Consider the following 17908-nt stretch of genomic DNA (forward strand, 5'->3'; position numbering starts at 1 on the left):
CTCCCTGCCGTGGTCAGGGTGGGGATCGCGGTCTTCGTGTGCCGCGGCGGCAGGTTCCTCATGGGGCGCCGCCGCGGCGCGCACGGCGCCGGCACGTGGTCGGTGCCGGGCGGGCACCTCGAGTTCGGCGAATCGTTCGAGGACACCGCGGTCCGCGAGGTCCTCGAGGAGACCGGCGTCCAGATCACCAACGTCCGGTTCGGCGCCGTCACCAACGACGTCTTCGCCGACGAGGACCGGCACTACGTCACCGTCTGGATGCTCGCCGACCATCTCGCGGGCGAGCCGGCGATCCTCGAGCCCGACAAGTGCGTGAGCCTCGCCTGGCACGACCTCGACGACCTCCCCGAGCCGCTCTTCCTGCCCTGGCGGCAGCTGCGGGAGTCGCCGCTGTTCGACGCGATCCGGCGGGAGCTCAGCGCGACACGGTGAAGGCCACCGGGCCGACCCGCAGGACCCCGTCGTCGAGCGGCTCGCAGCGCACGCCGCCCTTGCCCCGCAACGCCTTCCACGCGCCCGGCCCGATGGTCGCGTCCATCCAGGCGCACGGGTGCGCGGCCCGCCGCACCCGCAGCCGGACCGGCCCGTCGCCGCTGTCGAGGGTCAGCTCCGCGCCGACGAGCTCGTCGACGGCGATCCCGGCGACCATGATGTTGCGCCGCACCTGCGTCAGCCCCGCCCCGTCGGGCAGCGACTCCCGCGCGATGACGGTGACGCTCGCCTCCCGGTGCGCCGGCCTGCCGAAGTACCGGTCGCCGACGACCCCCAGCCCGGCCCGGATCCGGATCTCGCCGACCAGCTCACCGGCGGATGCCGGCAGCGGACCGTCGGCGGGGCGCCCCACGTACCGGTGCGACGGCGACGACAGCAGCTCCACGATCTCCGCCATGACGGCAGTCTGCCACCGCCCGCTTCCCTTGTCGGTCCCACGGCCGGGTCTCAGGGGGCGACCGGGGCCGATCCCTGATGCCGTCCAGGGTCCCGGCGGCGCACGCTTGAGGAACAACGCGATCACGCGACGAAGGAGCGAGACGATGGAAAGCGTGCACCAGTCGATGCGACAACAGGGCCTGGTCCGGCCGGCGCAGGGCCGCGTGCTCGGCGGCGTGTGCGCCGGGCTCGGGCGGCGCTTCGGCATCGACCCCTGGCCGGCGCGGCTGCTGTTCATCCTGATCCTGCTGCTGATCCCGGGCAGCCAGATCCTGATCTACCCGATCCTGTGGATCATCATGCCGGCCGAGCCGGTGACCGCGACGCCGCCCGTCGATGTCTGGGCGAAGACCACTCACTAAGATCAACCGGCATGTCCGACGAATGGCGTGCCAGGCTCACCCCCGCGTTCGAGGCGCTGCTCGGCGCCCCGCTGTCCGACCACCCGCAGGACGCGACCTACGCCACCTTCGCGTGGGGCAACTTCCTCGGTGAGACCGGCCTCGACCGGCTGCCCGCGTGGCTCGACCCCGCGGCCCTGCGCGGCGACACCGTCCTGGTGCACCAGCACCTGGCGATGAACGACGAAGGGCCGCTGCGGGTCGACGCGGCCGGTTCACTGTTCGACATTCCATCGGCGGATGGATTGCTGGAGGGCAGTGACCTCAAGGACCTCCAGCTGCCCCCTGCGGAGGACTGGCGCGTCGCGTACGTGCGGCTCGCCTCCGACGGCACGCTCTTCGACGCGATGCGCGTCGCCACCCAGGTCGGCGACGGACCCGAGGACCTGTTCGAGTTCGAGTTCGACGCCGACGAGGAGTGGGAGGCCGCCCTGGCCGAGGCCGGCGTCGACGACGAGCTGCTCGCCCACCTGCGCTGGTGCTGCGCCGACGGCACCGCCGGCATGGTCTTCAACGGCACCGGCCCGTTCAAGGTCCCCCGCGGCACCGTCGTCGCGTCGTGGTCCGACGAGGCCGGCTTCCAGTGGGACATGGCCGTCGTCAGGCTCTAGGGGGCGCCGGCTCAGCTGCCGCCCTCGCCGCGTTCGGTCGCGGTCTGCGCGGAGTGGACCGGGTCGCTGGAGTCGGGCTTGCGGTCGAACGGCAGCCCCGGCGCGTCCGCCTGCCCGCCCGGGCCGAGCGTCGTGCGCGCCCCCACGGCCGACGCGTTCGGGCGGTCCGGGTCGTCGATCGCCTCGGCGCCCGCGGTGCCGGGCGTGCCGGTGGTGCCCATCGTGGCGTTCTCGTCCGTCTTCTCGTCGCTCATACCTCCCGCATACCCACTGGCGGCCCCGCGTCCCATCGCACGGCAGTGCAGGATCGGTGCATGGACACCAGCGCACGGTTCAGCGTCGGCGACGGGTACGCGGTGTACCGGGGACCCGCGGCGGACAGCGCCCCGCACCGCCACGCCGCGTTTCAGGTGGCGATCGCCGCGCGCGGCGAGGTGCGGATGGTGGACGCCGACGGCACCGAGCACCGGGGTGCGGTGCTGGTGGTGGCCCCGATGGTGCGGCACAGGATGCTCGCGACGGCGCACCTCGTCACGTTCTTCGTCGAGCCGCAGTGCGTCTTCGCCGGTCGGTTGCGGCGGCGGTACGGTGGAGGCATCGCGCACGCGGCCGAGCTGCACGCCATGAGCGAGGGCGATCTCGGCCCGGCGAGCGTGTGCCCGGCCGGCGGGATCGACCCGCGGCTGCTGCGGGTCATGGAGACGCTGCGCGGCGACGCGCCGCCGATGGCCGACCTGGCCGACGCGGTGGGCCTCTCCCCGCAGCGGCTGCGCGCCCTCGCCCAGGCGCAGCTGGGCATGCCGCTGGCCCGCTGGCGCGGGTGGGCGCGGCTGCGGCGGGCGGCGGAGGCGCTGCAGCGGGGCCGGTCACCGGCCGACGCGGCAGCCGAGGCGGGCTTCACCGACCAGGCCCACCTGACCCGCCGGATGCGCGAGATGATCGGCCTGACCCCCGCCGTCGCCGTCGCCGCCCTCGCCGGTCCGGTGCCCCGTCAGGGGCGGCGCGCGACGTAGAGCGAGATCGACCCGGTGACCGTGGGCACGACCTCCGCCTCGCGGACGTCGCCGAACCCGGCACCGGCGATCAGCTCGGGCAGGACGCCGTCGGCGTTGGGCTGCGTGTCGGCCCTGCCGTCGGCGAGCTGTACGGTCCGGAACGCCAGACGCATCAGCCTCGTGCGCTGCAACCCGTAGTCGGCGACGACCAGCCGGCCGCCGGGGCGCAGCACCGCGTGCATGGACGCGAGGATCGCCCGCTTGACCGGGACCGGGCACTGGTGGAGCACGAGACTGGACACGGCCGTGTCGACGGATCCGGTGCCCAGCAACGACACCAGCCCGTCGCCCATCCCTCGCTCCCACCGCACTGTCGCACCCGGCCGTTCGGCGGCGGCTTTGCGTTCGGCGGTGGCTTTGCGTTCGGCGGCGGCCAGGACGGACGGGTCGGGGTCGACGCCGACGATCGTGGCGCGGGGCTCGGCGCGGGCGAGGAGCAGCGCGAGGGAGCCGGTCCCGCAACCGACGTCGACGACGGTCTCGCCGGGCCGGGGCGACGCGTACATGACGACGGACGACCGCCAGCGTCGCTCGCGGGTCAGTGCGACCACCGGATCGTAGAACCTCGTCGGCGCCAGGCGGCCGAGCGCGGGAGTGAAGTCATCGCTCATGCCGGGCAGTCTGCGCGACCCGGTGGCGGCCCGGCTTGCACCGAACGCTCGCCGCCACCCGAGGGCGCCGGCGCCGCGACGGCACCGGCGCCCCCGGGGCTGCTCGGGGGGCTACTCGCTGGCGGGCACCTGGTTCTTGACGTCGTCGTAGCCGGCCTTCGCCGGCGGCTCGCCGGGCGCGTAGATCACCCGGATCACGCCCGTCGGGAAGACCTCCGTCGCCGTCACCTTCAGGTGGTACGGGGCGTCACCCTCGTCGAACAGCCGGCGGCCCTTGCGCGCCGCCACCGGGTGCACCAGCAGGCGCACCTCGTCGACCAGACCGGCGGCGAGCAGCTGCTGCACCACCGAGATCGAGCCCGGAATGAGGATGCCCTTGACGCCGGGGTCGGCCTTGAGCGCCGTGACGGCCTCGACGAGGTCGCCGGCGATCAGCTCGGAGTTGCGCCACGTGAACTCCAGCGGCTGCCGCGACACGACCACCTTGCGCACGTCGCCGAGCTGCTTGGCGAACCCGGCGTCCTCGCCGCCCGCGGCCTCCCGCTCGGGCCACGCCCCGGCGAAGCTGTCGTAGGTCTCGCGGCCGATCAGCAGCACGTCGGAGGTGTCGTAGTCCTCGCCGACGCAGCGGCCCATGTTGTCGTCGAAGTACGGGAAGTGCCAGTCGGGGTCGATCTCAGCCACGCCGTCGGCCGAGATGAACAACGTGGAGATGACCTTCGCCATCGCGGTGATCCCTTCGAGTCGGTGACCGGGCCAGCCTAGTCCGAACCGGAAGTTACCGACGGGTATGTCTGAAGTGTCGGAGTTCGGTGCCGATCTGCCGTGATGTGAGTGGGTTCCGGGACATCCGGGTGGGAACGCGGCTCCTCGCCAGCGGCGTGGTCACGATGGTGCTGGTGCTCGGCGTCGCCACGCTCGGCTACATCGTCACACTGAGCCAGCGGGACAAGGCCGCCGCGGCCGCCGACGCCCAGCGGGCGGTCGGCGCGGCGCTGCAGGTCAAGTTCCGCAGCGCGGACCTCAACGGCTGGCAGACGGCCTACGCGTTCGACGTCGCCCGCGAGGGCCCCGCCGCCGCCACCGACTCGTCCGGCAGCCGCAAGGCGTTCCTGGATTCGGCGGCCGCGTTCGAGCGGGAGCTCGGTTCGCTCGACGCGTGGCGTACCGACGCCATCATCAACGAACAGATCACCCTGATGCGTCAGACGTTCGCCGACTTCATGAAGGTCGACCAGCAGATCGTCGCGCTCTACCGGTCGGGCACCGCGCAGGACCGCGCCGCGGCGGACAAGCTCATCCTCGGGGCCGAGATCGACCTCTTCACCCGGATCGCCAAGGCCGGCGACGACGCGGTCGCGGAGGCACGGGCGCAGGCGCGGCGCAGCAACGAGCGGCTCGACGACGCCGGAGCGACGGCCCGCCGGTGGATCCTCACCATCAGCGCCCTCGCCCTGGCGCTGACCGCCGCCAGCCTGTGGCTGCTGCGCTCGTCGATCCTGCCGCCGCTGCGGGCCGTCGCGTCGGTCCTCGCCGCGGTGGCCGACGGCGACCTCACCCGCACGGCCGTCGTGCGCGGCCGCGACGAGTTCGGCGAGATGGCCACCGGGCTCAACCGCGCCAACGAACGCACCCGCGGCGTGGTCACCGCAATCTCCGAGCACTCCCGCGCGGTGGCCGCCAGCGCCGAGGAACTGTCCGCGACGACCCAGCAGATCGCGGCCGCGGCCGTGGAGGCGGGCACCCAGTCCGACCTCGTCGCCGGGTCCGCGGAGGAGGTGTCGCACAACGTGCAGACCGTCGCGGCCGGCGCGGAGCAGATGAACATGTCGGTCCGCGAGATCGCCAGCAACGCCGGCCAGGCCGCGAGTGTCTCCAGCACCGCCGTCGACTCCGCCCGCGCCGCCACCGGCACCGTCAACGCGCTCGGCGCCGCCTCCAACGAGATCAACGCCGTGCTGAAGGTCATCACCGCGATCGCCGAGCAGACCAACCTCCTCGCCCTGAACGCCACGATCGAGGCGGCCCGCGCGGGCGCGGCGGGCAAGGGCTTCGCCGTGGTCGCCGCCGAGGTCAAGGACCTCGCGGAGGAGACGGCGCGGGCGACCGGTGACATCGCCGGCCGCATCCAGGCCATCCAGGGCGGCGTCACCGACGCCACCTCGGCGATCGCCGCGATCGCCGAGGTGATCGACCAGGTCAACAGCTACCAGCAGACGATCGCCACCGCCGTCGAGCAGCAGACCAGCACCACCGCCGAGATCGGCCGCAACATCACCGAGGCGGCCGAGGGCGCCGGCGTCATCGCGAGCAACATCAGCAGCATCGCCGTCGCCGCCAACGAGACCAGCCGCGGCGTGACGGATGTCCGCACCGCCACCCACGACCTGGCCCGGCTCGCCTCCGAGCTGCAGTCGCTGGCCGGCCAGTTCCGCGTCTGACGGCTCGCGCCTCAGGCGATGGACATCGACCCGGTCGTCCCGGTGACCTGCCAGCCGTCGCCGCTCTGGTACTGCACGACGTAGGTCAGCCAGGTCGCGCCGAGGCAGGCGACGAACCCGTTGACGCCGACCGTCACCCGTCGCGCGTCCCCGACCGGCGGGCCCAGCGTGATCAGGATCGCGTCGTCCTTGACCCGCGCGCAGCTCTCCTTGTGCTCGAGCACGGTCTCGCGGTCGGCGACGAACACGACCTTCGTCGCCGGCGCCAGCGCCTCGGCGATCCGCTGCTGCGTCGCGGCCGGGATCGGCGCGCCGCCGGCCTGCTTCCCGCTCGGGTCGGCGGCGTCGCCGAACGTGTGGTCCATGACGTACACCGTCGGGAACGCCCGCTCGGGGAACGAGTTCTCCGACGGCGTGCCGAGATACCGCCGCAGCACCTGCACCGCGATGTCGCCTGCCGGTGTCCCTGCTTGCGTCGTGGCGGGCGCCCCCGCCACGAGATCCGGCGGCACCTGCCGGGCGCAGCCCGCCGCCACCACCAGAAGTCCGAGCACCGCCCCCATGACCTGCCTGCTGCTCCTCATGCCGTTCTGACGGCTCGTCGCCGTCGGTGGTTCCCGCCGGTTCAGTACGGGTTGCCGGTCCCCGGCAGCCGGCCCCGGAGCAGGCCGCCGGTGCGACCAGGAAGCAGGCGGCCGGCGGACATCGGCGGGCTCTTCGTGTGCGCCCTGGCCGCCATGCCGTCGACGAGCTCGCGCAGCGCCGCGACCGCGTCGACCGACGGGTGCCAGCCGAGCTCGGTGGTGGCCCGCTCGCTCGACATCAGCGGCGCGCTCAACGCCAGCTGCACCCAGCCCGCGTCGACGGGTTGCAGGCGCAGCCACCAGGAGAGCGCGGCGCCGCCCCGCAGCAGCACGCCCGGCACCGGCACCGTCCGGCCGTGGAAGTGCTCGGCGGCGACCCGCGGGGTCAGGACCGGGTCCGTCGCGAGGTTGAACGCGCCGCGCACGTCCGAGGTGAGCGCCCGCGCGTACGCGTCGGCGACGTCGTCGGCGTGGACCGCCTGCAGCCGCAGCCGCGGGTTGTCCGGCACGATCGGCAGCCGGCCGAAGCGCAGCAGGCGGGTCGGTGCGAGCGGGCCGAGGAAGTACCGGGCGATCTCGGTGCCGGCGTCCCGCTGGAAGATCAGGCCGGGCCGCACCCGCACGATCCGCAGCCACGGGTCGGTGCGCTCGACGGTGTCGAGCATGCCTTCGACGACGACCTTGTCCCGGCTGTACGACGATGCCGCCACCCCGGTCTTCGGCCAGTCCTCGCCGACGAGGCGGTCCTTCGGCCCGGGCGCGTAGACGCCGACGGACGAGGCGACGACGAGCGCCGGCACGCCCGCCCGGACGGCGGCGCCGATGACGGCCCGGCTGCCGTCGACGTTGGTGCGGCGCAGCACCTGGCGGTCGTGGCTCGGCTGGATCTGCCAGGCGAGGTGCACGACCGCGTCGGCGTTGGCGAACACCGGCTCGAGCCGGTGGGTGGCGCCCTTCGCGCCGACGTCGCACTGGTACCAGTCGACGCCGGTGTACGGTGCGCCAGCAGCCGGCCCCGGCAGCCGGCGGGCCACGCCGGCGAGGTCGTGCGTGCCGTCCTGGTGCAGGCGGCGCAGCAGCGCGGTCCCGGCGTTGCCGGTGGCGCCGACGATGACGATGCGCATGCCGTGCTCCCCCTGTCGAAGTGCCGCCTCCGTTTACGGCCGGGTCGCCTCCAGCAGGCCGCCGCGGACCCGGGTGCGCAGCAGGACCTGGTCGGAGCCCGCCGGCCCGTGCACGGCGTGCCCGTCGGCGAGCGCGAACACGCTGCCGTGCCACGGGCACTGGACGCACACCTGCCCGTCGACGTCGACGGTGCGACCATCGGTCAACGGGCCGCCCCGGTGCGCGCACTCGCCCACCATCACGCTGAAGCGGTCGCTCTCCCGGTACACGAGCACGGTCGTGTCGCCGAACGCCCTCGTGCCGACCTTCCGGTCCGCGAAGCTGTCGACGGAGTCGACGGTTTGCCAGTCCCGCGGTACACGAGGCAACGCCGCAGCCGCGTGGTTGACCCCGGCCGCCTGGGCGAACGCCAGGTGCCCGCCGAGATACGCGCTCGTCCCGGCGACGCCCAGCCCCGCGAACGACAGCGCCCGCCCCCGCCGGTGGTCGCCGCGCAGTCGCGCCACGATCGACGCGGTGAACAGGCCGACCGCGACGGTGTTCGCGGCCGCGTGCACCAGCGCGACCCGGCGCTGCTCCCGCGACAGGGTGCCGAAGTCGGCGGCGCCGGTCGCGACCGACGGCAGCGTCCCGGCGGTGCCGGCGACGAGCAGCGCGGTCGCGGCGGGCTCGGTGCCGGGCAGCAGGTCGAGCACGGCCGCGCTCATCCACGCGCCGACCGGGAGCTGCACCATCGCCGGGTGCGCCGGATGCCCCAGCTGCCGCCCGTGCAGTGCCTCGCCGACCTGCCCCTTGCCCACGGTGGCGAGCACGACCCGCCGGACGGCGTCACCGATCCGGTCGAGCCAACGGGCGTTCTCCAGCCTGGCCAGCACACGCATGCGGGTCCCATGCCCGGCACGGGTCCGCCGAAACACCGTGCCCGTGCAAGGATCGACGGATGCCGAAGCTGCCCGGGATGCCCGAGGCGCTGCGGGTGCGGGACTTCAGGCTGCTGTGGACGGGCCGGTTCGTCAGCCTGCTCGGCAGCTGGCTGCTGACCGTCGCCGTCCCCGCGCACGTCCTGCAGATCACCGGCTCGCTCATGGCCACCGGTCTCACCCTCGCCGCGGAGTACCTGCCGGTGCTGCTGCTCGGGCCGCTCGCCGGGGTGCTCAGCGACCGCTGGGACCGCCGCCGGGTCATGCTCACCACCGACGTGGTCCGCGCCGCGGCGGTCGCCACGATGCTCCTCGCCGACTCCCCCGGCACCGTGTGGATCGTCTACGCCGCCCTCGCCGCCGAGAGCACCGGCTCGGTCCTGTTCCGCCCGGCCGCACAGGCGTACACGCCCGCCGTCGTCGGCACCGGCACCCGCCTCAGCAGCGCCAACGCGCTCACCGCCGGCACCGATGGCGTCGTCCGGCTCGTCGGCGCCCCGCTCGGCGCCGTCCTGCTCCTGGCCTACGGCTTCCCCGTGCTCATCTGGGCGGACGTCGCCACCTACCTGTGCTCGGCCGTGGCCATCTTCCTCACCACCCGCCACCCCGGCGCGCGGGCATCCCGGACGACGGTCGCGGCGATCCGCGAGGAGCTGCGGCACGGCCTGCGCACCATCCGCGGCGACCGGATGACCCGGTGGCTGCTGGTCGTCAGCACGCTCTTCACCCTCGCCAACGGCTCCCTCAGCGCCCTGCTCGTCCCGCTCGGCGTCACCGAGCTCGGCGGCCCCCGCCAGGCCGGCCTGGTCGTCTCGGCGCTCGGGGCCGGCTTCCTGCTCGGCGCCCCGCTCATCAGGCTGCTGGTCGACCGGGTCCAGCCGCGGCACCTGTACGCGCTGAGCCTGCTCTGCACCGCCGCCGGATTCCTCGCGCTGTTCACCGCCGACGGCCTGCCCGTCGCGCTGCCCGCCGCCGTCGGCATCGGCGTCTCCGGCTCGATGACCTGGGCGGTGCCACAGACCACGGTGCAGCGCACCCTCCCCAACGCCGTCCTCGGCCGGGTGAGCGCCGTCTTCCTCAGCGGCGAGGCCCTCGCCACGCTGATCGGCGCGGTCGCCGGCCCGGCGCTCGCCCAGGCCGCCGGCCTCACCACGCCGGCCGTCCTCGCCAGCACCGTCACCGTCGCCACCGCCGCGCTCGCGCTGCTGCTCCTGCCGAGGTTGCCCGCCCTGATGCCGGCGTCCTGAAGTTCGGTGCCGGCCTCGTGAGGTTTGGTGCCGGCCTCCTGAGACGGCACGCGCCCCGCTGCCGACCTCGGGCCGGTGCGGGGCGCGGGGGTGTCTTCGCCGTCAGGCGGTCATCGCGTCGAGCGCCTTCTTCAGCGCCTTCGGCTGGGTCGGCTTCTTCGGCGCGCTGGGCCGAAGCTCCTCCATGCGGGCGCCGATCTCCTGCAGCTGGTTGCGACCGAGGCCCGCCCGGACCTTCGGGAACCACTCCTGCTCCTCCTCGTCGATGTGGTGCGTCACGCTCTCGATGAGCACCGTCACCTTCGCGTCGAAGTGCTCGTCGTCCGGGCTCATCGTGGCGAGCTCGAAGCACAGCACGTCCGCGACGTGATGCTCCTCGTACGACTCCAGCACGTCGTCCTCGACGTCCGGCAGCAGCTTGCGGACCTCCGGGTACATGACCTCGTTCTCGAGGTACGTGTGGACGGTCAGCTCCTCCAGGATCTTGCCGACGATCTCGGCCTTGCGCCGCTTCGCCGCGTCCCCCACCGACTGGAACTCCTTGAAGAGCCGCTTGACGGTCTTGTGGTCCTCTTTGAGCACAACGATCGCGTCGGTCGACACGAGTCCCTCCAAACGTGGACATACCTGGTTAACGCTGTTATAGCTACCCTTCTTTGCACTTCCGCAAACGACCCCGGGACCGGCCCACCGACGCCACGAGCAGCTTCCGGACCACGAGGATCGCCGCCGCGGCCGCGAGCGGCTGCCAGTCCGTCCCGACGGAGAGCCGCAGCATCCCGCCCGCGAGCCAGAAGTCCAGCGCCACCCCCAGCGCGCCCCGCAGGTCCCGCCCGAGCGCGAACGTCACCCACCCCGCAACCACCCCCGCCGCGACGCACCCCAGCGCCGCGTACTCCACCAGCACCCGCATCACGGCGTGGCCGCGTCCTTCCCCCGGGCGAGTTCCTCCCGCTCCTCCTTGATCTCGCGGCCGAGGAAGTAGTTCAGCCCCGTCCGGATCGCCGCGACGGCGGCAAGCTCCCCGATCTCCCGCAGCGTCGGAGCGATCGCCGTCCGCAGGATGTCCCCGGCGAGCTGAAACTCCAGCCCCAACGCCAGAAACCTCCCCAGCCCCAGCCTGACCTGCGTGAACCCCTCGACCCGCCGAGTCCGCACGGCCACCACCACGAACCGCGCGAACGCCACCACCGCCCCGACGAAGATGACCACCGCGCCGGCCGCCTCAACCACCCGCACCATCAGGTCGACCACACCCGACAGCCCCGCCTCGCCGAACTCCAGCTCCACCCGCCCCTTCTGCCCACCCCACCGCCACACAACCACCGCCGCCCACCAGCCCACGCCCCAGCGGACACGCCCGACATCTCAACCCAGACAGCGCCCAGCGGACCCGACCACGGGAACACAACCGGACAGCGCTCCCTGCGGACACTGCCCGGGAACACCGCCCGGACAGCACTGTCTGCCGACGCAGCCCGGGAACACAACCCAGACCACACCCTGCGGACACGGGCAAGGAACACCGCCTGGCAACGCGGCCCGGGCACCGACCCTGCGAACACGACCCACGACCCACGACCCACGACCCGCGGCGGACGGCGGACGGCGGACGGCGGGCGGCGGGCGGCGGGCGGCGGGGCATGGAACACCACCCGGCAACGCGGCGCGGCACCGACCTGCGGACACGACCCGCGGCACTGTCGGCGGGCGCGGGCCCACGGCAGGTCCCGGCGGACACGTGCGGACACGGTCCAGCCAGGACACGCCCTGGACGACGCCGCCCACCGGCACGGGCCGCGGACGCCGGCCCGCGGACACGGGCCGGACGGCGGCGGTGGCGGAGGGGTCAGAGGCGGCGCAGCACGCTGACGACGCGGCCGAGGATGGTGGCCTCGTCGCCCGGGATGATGTCGTACGCAGGGTTGCGGGGCATGAGGTCGACATGACCGTCGTCGCGGCGGCGGTAGACCTTGACGGTGGCCTCGCCGTCGATCATCGCGGCGACGATGTCCCCGTTGTCGGCGACCGGCTGGCGGCGGACCACGACGAAGTCGCCGTCGCAGATGGCGGCCTCGATCATCGAGTCGCCCTTGACCCGGAGGGCGAACAGGCTGCCGTGGCCGACGAGCGAGGACGGCAGGGTCAGCTCGTCGTCGGCCTGCTCCTCGGCGAGGATCGGCTGACCGGCGGCGATCGCACCGAGCACCGGCACGCTGACCCCGGCGTCACGATGGATGGTGCCCGACCCGCCGTGGGCACCGGCCCGCCCGCCGGATCTGGCCCGGATCTGGCTCCCAGTCCGGACGTCGGTCACGTCGTCAACTTGGCCGCCCTCGGCACGATTGTCGCTCCGGATCCCGGATCGGAGGTCATCCGCCACCCCGGCCCAGGGCCCGAGCCGAACGTCAGCGCCACTACCACTGCGGCGGCCCCTGGCCCCGTCATCACCACGAGCACCGAACCGCACGTCACCCGCGAGCCCGGCCCAAGGACCGAGCCGGACGTCAGCGCCACCGGCACCACGGCCCGCCCCAGCGCGGCCGTCGCCGTCGGCACCCGGCCCGACCCCGCCCGCGGCACCGGAGCCAGCGCCAGACTGAGCGTCGCCCGACTCAGCGCGCACGCCCTCCCTGGCGTCCATCGCCCGGGGCCAGCGGCCGTCGCGGCGCAGATAACCGAGGCGCTCCAGCGACTTGAGATGGTGCGACACCGACGACGTCGAGACCAGGCCGACGGCCGCGCCGATCTCGCGCACCGTGGGTGGATAGCCGTGCTCCTCGACCCAGCCGCGGATCACGGTCAGAACGCGCTGCTGCCGGTCACTGAGTCCACTGTCCACCATGCGATCACCATACGCCAATATTCGATCACCTGTACGAGAATCACCCTACCGGCGGGGTGCGACAAAAAGGCTCTGGACCGATCGGCCGATGGGGCCGTGCTGGTCGTGCAGGGCGGTGTCGGCGAGGCCGATGCCGGCGGGGTCGATGGAGGTGGCCGAGCGCAGGCACACCCACTCCCCGATCGGGTGCCGCAGCAGATGTACGGTCAGGTCGGCGTTGACGAAGAGGAAGCTGCGCAGCTCCAGCTCGTTGCTGATCCCGTTGCCCGAGTCGGCGGCGACCAGGACGCGGGTCAGCGGGCTGGGCTCCTCACCGTCCACAAGGGACTCGTTCATGCGCAGCCAGGCGGTCGCCGGGCCGCGTTCCAGGAACGAGCCCTCGGAGAAGCGGAAGTCCATCGCCGTGTGGTAGCCGACGTCGTGGGTCGTCGGGTAGAGCGGCTTGACGGTGGCGCCGTCGAGGTGGACGGTCGGGGGCGGGACCGCGGCGGGCACCACGTCCGCCCCCGCGCGGATCAGCAGCGCGGTGCAGCGCATGAACGGCTCGATCGCCGCCTCGACGAGCGCGACACTGCGCCCCTGCCGGACGATCCGCGCCTCCACGGACAGTTCCGCGATGGGGACCGGTTTGGCGATCTCGAAGGTCAGCCGGGCGACCCGCATGCCGGGCGGCGCAATCTGCTCCACCGCCCGGCCGAGCAGCGCCGCCGGCGGCCCGGCGTGCTGCGATCCCGCGTCCCACGGCCCCCGCGTGTGTGCTGTCGAAGCGAACCGGCCGGAGCCCAGCGGAAGGTAGAACGCCATCGGGACATCGTAGATCGACGCCTGCCGTCAGCCTGCGGGCGGCGCGGCGACAAGGGGCTCACTCGCTCCGGGCGGTCTCCGGGCCGGTGATGCGCCGCAGCAGCGGGAACGTCGCGGCGATGATGGCCAGGGACATCAGCAGCGCACCGGCGACGATCGCGGCGTAGGTCGGTGACGGCGGGTGCAGCGTGTAGTCCATCTGCGCCTTCAGGAACAGTTGCGCGCCCAGCAGCCCGGCCCCGATCGCGAGGGCGGCGGCGGCCAGCAACGGCACCGCGCTCTCCAGGGCGACGACCCGTCGCAGCACCGCCAGCGGTACACCCGTGAGCCGCAGCAGGCTGAAGGGCCGTTTGCGATCGGTGAGACCGGCGATGACGGCGACCGCGAGGCTGCACCCGGCGATCGGCAGGCTCGCGAAGATGATGACCGCCGCGAGCTGCTCGAAGCCGGCGAGCTGCGAGTTCTGGTCCTCGGCGCGGTCCCGTTCGGTGATCGGCTGGATCCGCAGGTCGGGGAACGCGCGCTCCAGCGTGGTGCGGGCGCGCTCCAGGGTGGCCGTGGCGCCGTCGGTGCCGGTGACGACTGCCTCCACGGGCAGCTCGGCCAGCTGCGCCTCGGTCAACGGTGCCGCCGGCCAGACGATGCCGGCGCCGTGCGTGGTGCGCCACCCCAGCAGGTCCTCGTGGACCCAGGCGACCGTCGCCCCATCGGCGCAGCGGCCGTATTCGGGCGCCCGGGCGAGGTCGGCGCACAGGGCCAAGCCGGCGTAGTCGCCGTCGCGCTCGGGGTTGCCCCGCACGACCGTGACGGAACGGACCCCGGGCTGGGCCATCAGGGAGGCGATGACCGGCGCTGGGATGCTCTGCGGTCCACGTTCGAACATCGTGACCAGCGTGGCGGCGGAGAGCGCGTCGACGTGCCGGCCGCGCTCCTCGGTCAGGGTGTGGATGATGCCGACGGACGTGGTGGTGACGAAGAGGCCGATGACGACGCCGCTGATCGCCCGGAAGGCCGCCGACGGGTTGTCGCTCAGGCGACGGGCGGCGATGAGGGTCGCGGGCCGCTGCGCCCGGCGGGCGAGCACCCGGGCGCCGACCATCGTCAGCCACGGCCCGGCGATCACCAGGCCGACCATGATGAGCAGCAGCCCGGGCAGGAAGACCGCGACCTGCTTGTTGGAGCTGTCCGGCACCCGGCCGATGAAGAACGCGAGCTCGCCGATGCCGAGCAGCAGCGGGAGCAGGCGGAACCAGCGGGGCGGCTTCGGCGTCACACGCCGCACGACGCCGAGCGGGGAGATGCGGACCCGGCGCAGCGCCACCCGGGCGGCGACCGCGGCGGCGACGGGCACACCGACCGCGACCGCCACGGCCATCAGCGGGCCGAGGGTCACGTCGTCGGGCTGGAACGGCAGGCCGGTGAACGGGATCCCGGCGACCTGCTCGCGCAGCGCGAGGTACAGCGCGAACCCGGCGGCGGTGCCGAGCAGCGCCGCGACGGTCGACTCGACGGCGGCGACGACGGAGATCTGCCTGGGTGTGCCGCCGATGAGGCGCATCGCGGCGAAGCGCTGCTCCCGCCGGGCGGCGCTGAGACGGGTCGCGGTGCCGATGAAGATGAGCACCGGGAAGAGCAGCCCGCCGGCGACGACGGACAGGATCAGGTCGAGCGCGGCGACGGGCACACCCATCGCATCGGTGGGGAACGCGCTGACGCGGCGCGCGCCGTACAGCTGCGAGACGAACTCCGGGGTGCCGCCGACGACGATGCTGAGCGTGTCGGGCGAGGGCAGCGCGGCGTCGCCGATGAACCCCGCCCGGCGGCCCGGGAAACGGTCGCCTAGCTGGTCTGCGGGGGTCGCGTCGATCAGGTCGGCGAGAGCCGGCGAGACGAAGTACTCCCCCGGCCCCGGCAAGCGTGGCAGCCCCCGGGGAACGGGCGCACCGGCGGCGAGCGCGGCGACGTCGATCCTGGTGATGCTCTGCCCGTCGTGGTACTCGCCGTTCCGCTCGGCCCACCACAGCGGGCCGCCGTCGGACGGGGTGTGCGCGCCGAGGGCGGCCAGCCTGGTGACCTGCCCGTCGACCGCGTTGACGCCGGCGAGGGTGCTCAGCAGCAGCCACACGCCGAGCGCGACCGCGCCAGCCATGACGGCGAGCCTGATCGCGGCCTCGCGGCCGCTCGCGAGGGTGAGGCGCAGCCCGAACCGGATCACGACGCGCTCCTGGCGAGGGCGTGGACGCGGCCGTCGCGGACGACGACCTGGCGGTCGGCGTACGCCGCGACACGGGCCTCGTGGGTGACGAGCACGACGGTCGTGCCCTGCGCCCGGGCGGAGTCGACCATGAGGTCCATGACCTGCTCTCCGGTGAGCGAGTCGAGGGAGCCCGTCGGCTCGTCGGCGAACAGGACGCGGGGCTTGGCGACCAGCGCCCGGGCGAGGGCGATGCGCTGCGCCTGGCCGCCGGACAGCTCGCCGGAGCGGCGCTGCTCGAGGCCGTCCAGGCCGAGCCGGGCGAACCAGGGCCGGGCCTGCGCGACGGCGTCGGCGCGGCGGGCGCCGCCGAGCAGCAGCGGCAGGGCGATATTGTCCTCGGCGGTCAGCTCCGGCACGAGCTGGCCGAACTGGAACACGAATCCGAACCGGTCGCGGCGCAGGGTGCTGCGGCGGGTCTCGTCGAGCCGGTCGATGCGGGCGCCGTCGAAGTGGATCTCGCCCTCGTCGGGGACCAGGATGCCGGCGAGGCAGTGCAGCAGCGTCGACTTGCCGGAGCCGCTGGGGCCCATCACGGCGACGATCTCGCCCTCCTCGACGGTGAGGGTGGCGCCGCGCAGCGCCGGCGTCTGCCCGAACGACAACCGGACGTCCCTGGCCTCAATCATCGACGGACCTCTTTCGTGAGTGCGTCGAGACGAGCCACCGTCGTCTCGATCCAGTGCAGGTCGGCCTCGAGGTGGTACAGGCCGTGGTCGGCGAGCATCGCGTCGACGAGGTTGCCGGCGCGCTTGATCTCGGTCAGCTGCTGCATGCGGCGCAGGTGGGCGCTGCGCTGCATGTCCAGGTAGTCCTCGGCGGAGCGGCCCAGCATCAGCGACAGCACGACCTTGGCGAACAGCACCGTCTGCAGGTGCGGCTCGGGCTCGACGGGCTCGGCGAGCCACGCGTCGACCTCGGTGGCGCCGGCGTCGGTGATGACGTACCGCTTCCGGTCGGGCCCCTCCCCCGGCTCGACGTCGCTGATGACGACCTTGCCGTCGCGGGCGAGGCGGCCGAGGGTCGCGTAGACCTGCCCGAACGACAGCGGCTTGCCGCGGCCGAAGAAGGTGTCGTAGTCGCGCTTGAGGTCATAACCGTGGCTGGGCTCGCGCTCCAGGAGCCCGAGCAGCGTGAGGGGAACGCTCATGCCGATCACCATACGCCGAGAGTATACGCCGCGTATATACCCTCAGCGTAGGTCTCGAAAGACTGCGGACCGTAGCTAGCCGTATCCGATCTGTCATGGCGCGGTTGGCCTGGGTAGGGCGGCACAACTGAACGGGGATCAGCTTTGGACACGAACTACGCGCGGGTGTTCCAGCACACCGGCGCGGTCGACAAGTACGAGCACGTCACCTACGCACCCGGCAGCTACGCGTCGCGGATCAACGAGCGGCAGCGGGCGTACCTGCGGGCCCTCGTCCGGCGGTCGTTCCCGAACCAGCGACCGGACCAGCGACCGGTCCAGCACGACTTCGCCTGCGGCACCGGCCGGGCGATCCGCAGCCTGCACGGACTCGTCCGGGAGGCTCACGGCTACGACACGTCCACCGACATGCTCGCCAAGGCCGCCGAGGTCGGCACCCGGGCGCGGCTGCACGCGATCCCGGCCGACGGCCCCGTGCCGCAGCCCGCACCGGCGGACGGACCCACGCTCGTCACCATGTTCCGGCTGCTGCTCAACGTCGACGACACCGTCCGCGACCGGGCCCTCGCGTTCGCGGCCAAGGCCCTGCCCGACCCCGGCGCCGGGCTGCTCGTCATCGAGAACCACGGCAACGCCAACTCGCTGCGGCACCTGCGGGCGCACCGGCTGCGGGGGCAGCGGTGGTTCGCCGAGCTGTCGCACGACGACGTCGACCGGTTGCTGGCCAGGCACGGGTTCGAGACCGTGGAGCGGCGCGGCTTCTCGATGCTGACCCAGGGTTGGTACGAGCGGCGCGGGCTCGACCGGATCGCGCGGGGCGTCGACTCGGCGGCGAGCGTGCTGCCCGGCACCGATCGGTACGCGGTGAACGTCGTCTACGTGGCGCGCCGCCTGCCCCGCTGAGCCGGATTGCCAGGACGGTGGCGGCCG

21 protein-coding genes and 2 pseudogenes are annotated in these 17908 nt (G+C 73.4%); 7 read left to right on the forward strand and 16 right to left on the reverse strand.

What is annotated here, in order from left to right:
• Positions 1-9: 9 nt before the first annotated feature.
• Positions 10-432, forward strand: a complete 423-nt coding sequence (locus ABD332_RS45165; protein ID WP_344510615.1) for a nucleotide triphosphate diphosphatase NUDT15 — start codon at positions 10-12, stop codon at positions 430-432.
• Here the strand turns inward: ABD332_RS45165 and ABD332_RS45170 are convergent.
• Positions 416-889 carry a molybdenum cofactor biosysynthesis protein gene (locus ABD332_RS45170; RefSeq protein WP_344510617.1) on the reverse strand — a complete coding sequence of 158 codons (474 nt, stop codon included), beginning with the start codon at positions 887-889 and terminating at the stop codon, positions 416-418. The two genes, ABD332_RS45165 and ABD332_RS45170, sit on opposite strands and share 17 nt — an antisense overlap.
• A 145-nt stretch (positions 890-1034) precedes the next feature.
• Between ABD332_RS45170 and ABD332_RS45175 the strand changes: the two genes are divergently transcribed.
• Both ABD332_RS45175 and ABD332_RS45180 read left to right on the forward strand, forming a co-directional pair.
• Complete coding sequence (locus tag ABD332_RS45175; RefSeq protein WP_344510619.1) at positions 1035-1292, forward strand: PspC domain-containing protein; 258 nt, start codon at positions 1035-1037, stop codon at positions 1290-1292.
• 11 nt (positions 1293-1303) lie between these two features.
• The gene (locus ABD332_RS45180) at positions 1304-1942 is read left to right on the forward strand and encodes a hypothetical protein (protein WP_344510621.1); all 639 of its coding nucleotides are present in this window, start codon (positions 1304-1306) and stop codon (positions 1940-1942) included.
• An 11-nt stretch (positions 1943-1953) separates the two neighbouring features.
• Here ABD332_RS45180 and ABD332_RS45185 read toward each other — a convergent pair whose 3' ends face one another.
• The gene (locus ABD332_RS45185; RefSeq protein ID WP_344510623.1) at positions 1954-2196 is read right to left on the reverse strand and encodes a hypothetical protein; all 243 of its coding nucleotides are present in this window, start codon (positions 2194-2196) and stop codon (positions 1954-1956) included.
• Positions 2197-2256: 60 nt separating this feature from the next.
• On the opposite strand from ABD332_RS45185, the gene ABD332_RS45190 reads away from it, so the two are divergent.
• On the forward strand, positions 2257-2955 hold the full coding sequence (locus tag ABD332_RS45190; protein WP_344510625.1) for a helix-turn-helix domain-containing protein: 699 nt from the start codon (positions 2257-2259) through the stop codon (positions 2953-2955).
• Here ABD332_RS45190 and ABD332_RS45195 read toward each other — a convergent pair.
• A complete protein-coding gene (locus ABD332_RS45195) occupies positions 2934-3608 on the reverse strand; it encodes a class I SAM-dependent methyltransferase (RefSeq protein WP_344510627.1) in 675 nt (224 codons plus the stop codon). The genes ABD332_RS45190 and ABD332_RS45195 overlap by 22 nt on opposite strands.
• A gap of 111 nt (positions 3609-3719) precedes the next feature.
• Positions 3720-4334, reverse strand: coding sequence for a dihydrofolate reductase family protein (locus tag ABD332_RS45200; protein ID WP_344510629.1), 615 nt, complete (start codon positions 4332-4334; stop codon positions 3720-3722).
• A 128-nt stretch (positions 4335-4462) separates the two neighbouring features.
• On the opposite strand from ABD332_RS45200, the gene ABD332_RS45205 reads away from it, so the two are divergent.
• Positions 4463-6049, forward strand: a complete 1587-nt coding sequence (locus tag ABD332_RS45205) for a methyl-accepting chemotaxis protein (RefSeq protein WP_344510631.1) — start codon at positions 4463-4465, stop codon at positions 6047-6049.
• A gap of 11 nt (positions 6050-6060) precedes the next feature.
• Here the strand turns inward: ABD332_RS45205 and ABD332_RS45210 are convergent, their stop codons facing one another.
• From ABD332_RS45210 to ABD332_RS45220, 3 genes are read right to left on the reverse strand one after another with little or no spacing between them, the layout of a single operon-like run.
• A complete protein-coding gene (locus ABD332_RS45210) occupies positions 6061-6633 on the reverse strand; it encodes a hypothetical protein (RefSeq protein ID WP_344510633.1) in 573 nt (190 codons plus the stop codon).
• Positions 6634-6674: 41 nt separating this feature from the next.
• Positions 6675-7757 (reverse strand): NAD-dependent epimerase/dehydratase family protein, encoded by a 1083-nt coding sequence (locus ABD332_RS45215; RefSeq protein ID WP_344510636.1) that lies wholly within the window; start codon positions 7755-7757, stop codon positions 6675-6677.
• Between the two features lie 33 nt (positions 7758-7790).
• Complete coding sequence (locus tag ABD332_RS45220) at positions 7791-8639, reverse strand: Rieske (2Fe-2S) protein (RefSeq protein ID WP_344510638.1); 849 nt, start codon at positions 8637-8639, stop codon at positions 7791-7793.
• A 59-nt stretch (positions 8640-8698) separates the two neighbouring features.
• Here ABD332_RS45220 and ABD332_RS45225 point away from each other — a divergent pair, with 59 nt between their 5' ends.
• A complete protein-coding gene (locus ABD332_RS45225) occupies positions 8699-9925 on the forward strand; it encodes an MFS transporter (protein WP_344510640.1) in 1227 nt (408 codons plus the stop codon).
• A 102-nt stretch (positions 9926-10027) separates the two neighbouring features.
• Here ABD332_RS45225 and ABD332_RS45230 read toward each other — a convergent pair whose 3' ends face one another.
• The 9 genes and pseudogenes from ABD332_RS45230 to ABD332_RS45270 form a co-directional block, all read right to left on the reverse strand.
• Positions 10028-10528 carry a hemerythrin domain-containing protein gene (locus tag ABD332_RS45230; RefSeq protein WP_344510642.1) on the reverse strand — a complete coding sequence of 167 codons (501 nt, stop codon included), beginning with the start codon at positions 10526-10528 and terminating at the stop codon, positions 10028-10030.
• Positions 10529-10571: 43 nt separating this feature from the next.
• Positions 10572-10841 carry a hypothetical protein gene (locus tag ABD332_RS45235; RefSeq protein ID WP_344510644.1) on the reverse strand — a complete coding sequence of 90 codons (270 nt, stop codon included), beginning with the start codon at positions 10839-10841 and terminating at the stop codon, positions 10572-10574.
• Positions 10838-11215: a DUF1622 domain-containing protein gene (locus tag ABD332_RS45240; protein WP_425552393.1), complete on the reverse strand. Its 378-nt coding sequence runs from the start codon at positions 11213-11215 to the stop codon at positions 10838-10840. The genes ABD332_RS45235 and ABD332_RS45240 overlap by 4 nt, the downstream gene beginning before the upstream one ends.
• A gap of 559 nt (positions 11216-11774) precedes the next feature.
• A pseudogene (gene lexA, locus ABD332_RS45245) lies at positions 11775-12158 on the reverse strand (transcriptional repressor LexA); the annotation flags it as partial.
• A gap of 399 nt (positions 12159-12557) precedes the next feature.
• Positions 12558-12770, reverse strand: a pseudogene (locus tag ABD332_RS45250) (LexA family protein); the annotation flags it as partial.
• A 45-nt stretch (positions 12771-12815) separates the two neighbouring features.
• Entirely contained in the window at positions 12816-13574 is a 759-nt protein-coding gene (locus ABD332_RS45255) for a thioesterase family protein (protein WP_344510645.1), read from the reverse strand.
• Between the two features lie 58 nt (positions 13575-13632).
• Positions 13633-15789 (reverse strand): FtsX-like permease family protein, encoded by a 2157-nt coding sequence (locus ABD332_RS45260; RefSeq protein ID WP_344510646.1) that lies wholly within the window; start codon positions 15787-15789, stop codon positions 13633-13635.
• On the reverse strand, positions 15786-16457 hold the full coding sequence (locus tag ABD332_RS45265) for an ABC transporter ATP-binding protein (protein WP_344510647.1): 672 nt from the start codon (positions 16455-16457) through the stop codon (positions 15786-15788). Before ABD332_RS45265 ends, ABD332_RS45260 begins: the two co-directional genes overlap by 4 nt.
• A complete protein-coding gene (locus ABD332_RS45270; protein WP_344510649.1) occupies positions 16454-16978 on the reverse strand; it encodes a PadR family transcriptional regulator in 525 nt (174 codons plus the stop codon). Before ABD332_RS45270 ends, ABD332_RS45265 begins: the two co-directional genes overlap by 4 nt.
• 144 nt (positions 16979-17122) lie before the next feature.
• On the opposite strand from ABD332_RS45270, the gene ABD332_RS45275 reads away from it, so the two are divergent.
• Entirely contained in the window at positions 17123-17881 is a 759-nt protein-coding gene (locus ABD332_RS45275) for a methyltransferase domain-containing protein (protein ID WP_344510651.1), read from the forward strand.
• Positions 17882-17908 lie beyond the last annotated feature (27 nt).

The sequence above is a fragment of the Dactylosporangium maewongense genome (genome assembly GCF_039531485.1).
In the GTDB taxonomy this organism is placed as follows: domain Bacteria; phylum Actinomycetota; class Actinomycetes; order Mycobacteriales; family Micromonosporaceae; genus Dactylosporangium; species Dactylosporangium maewongense.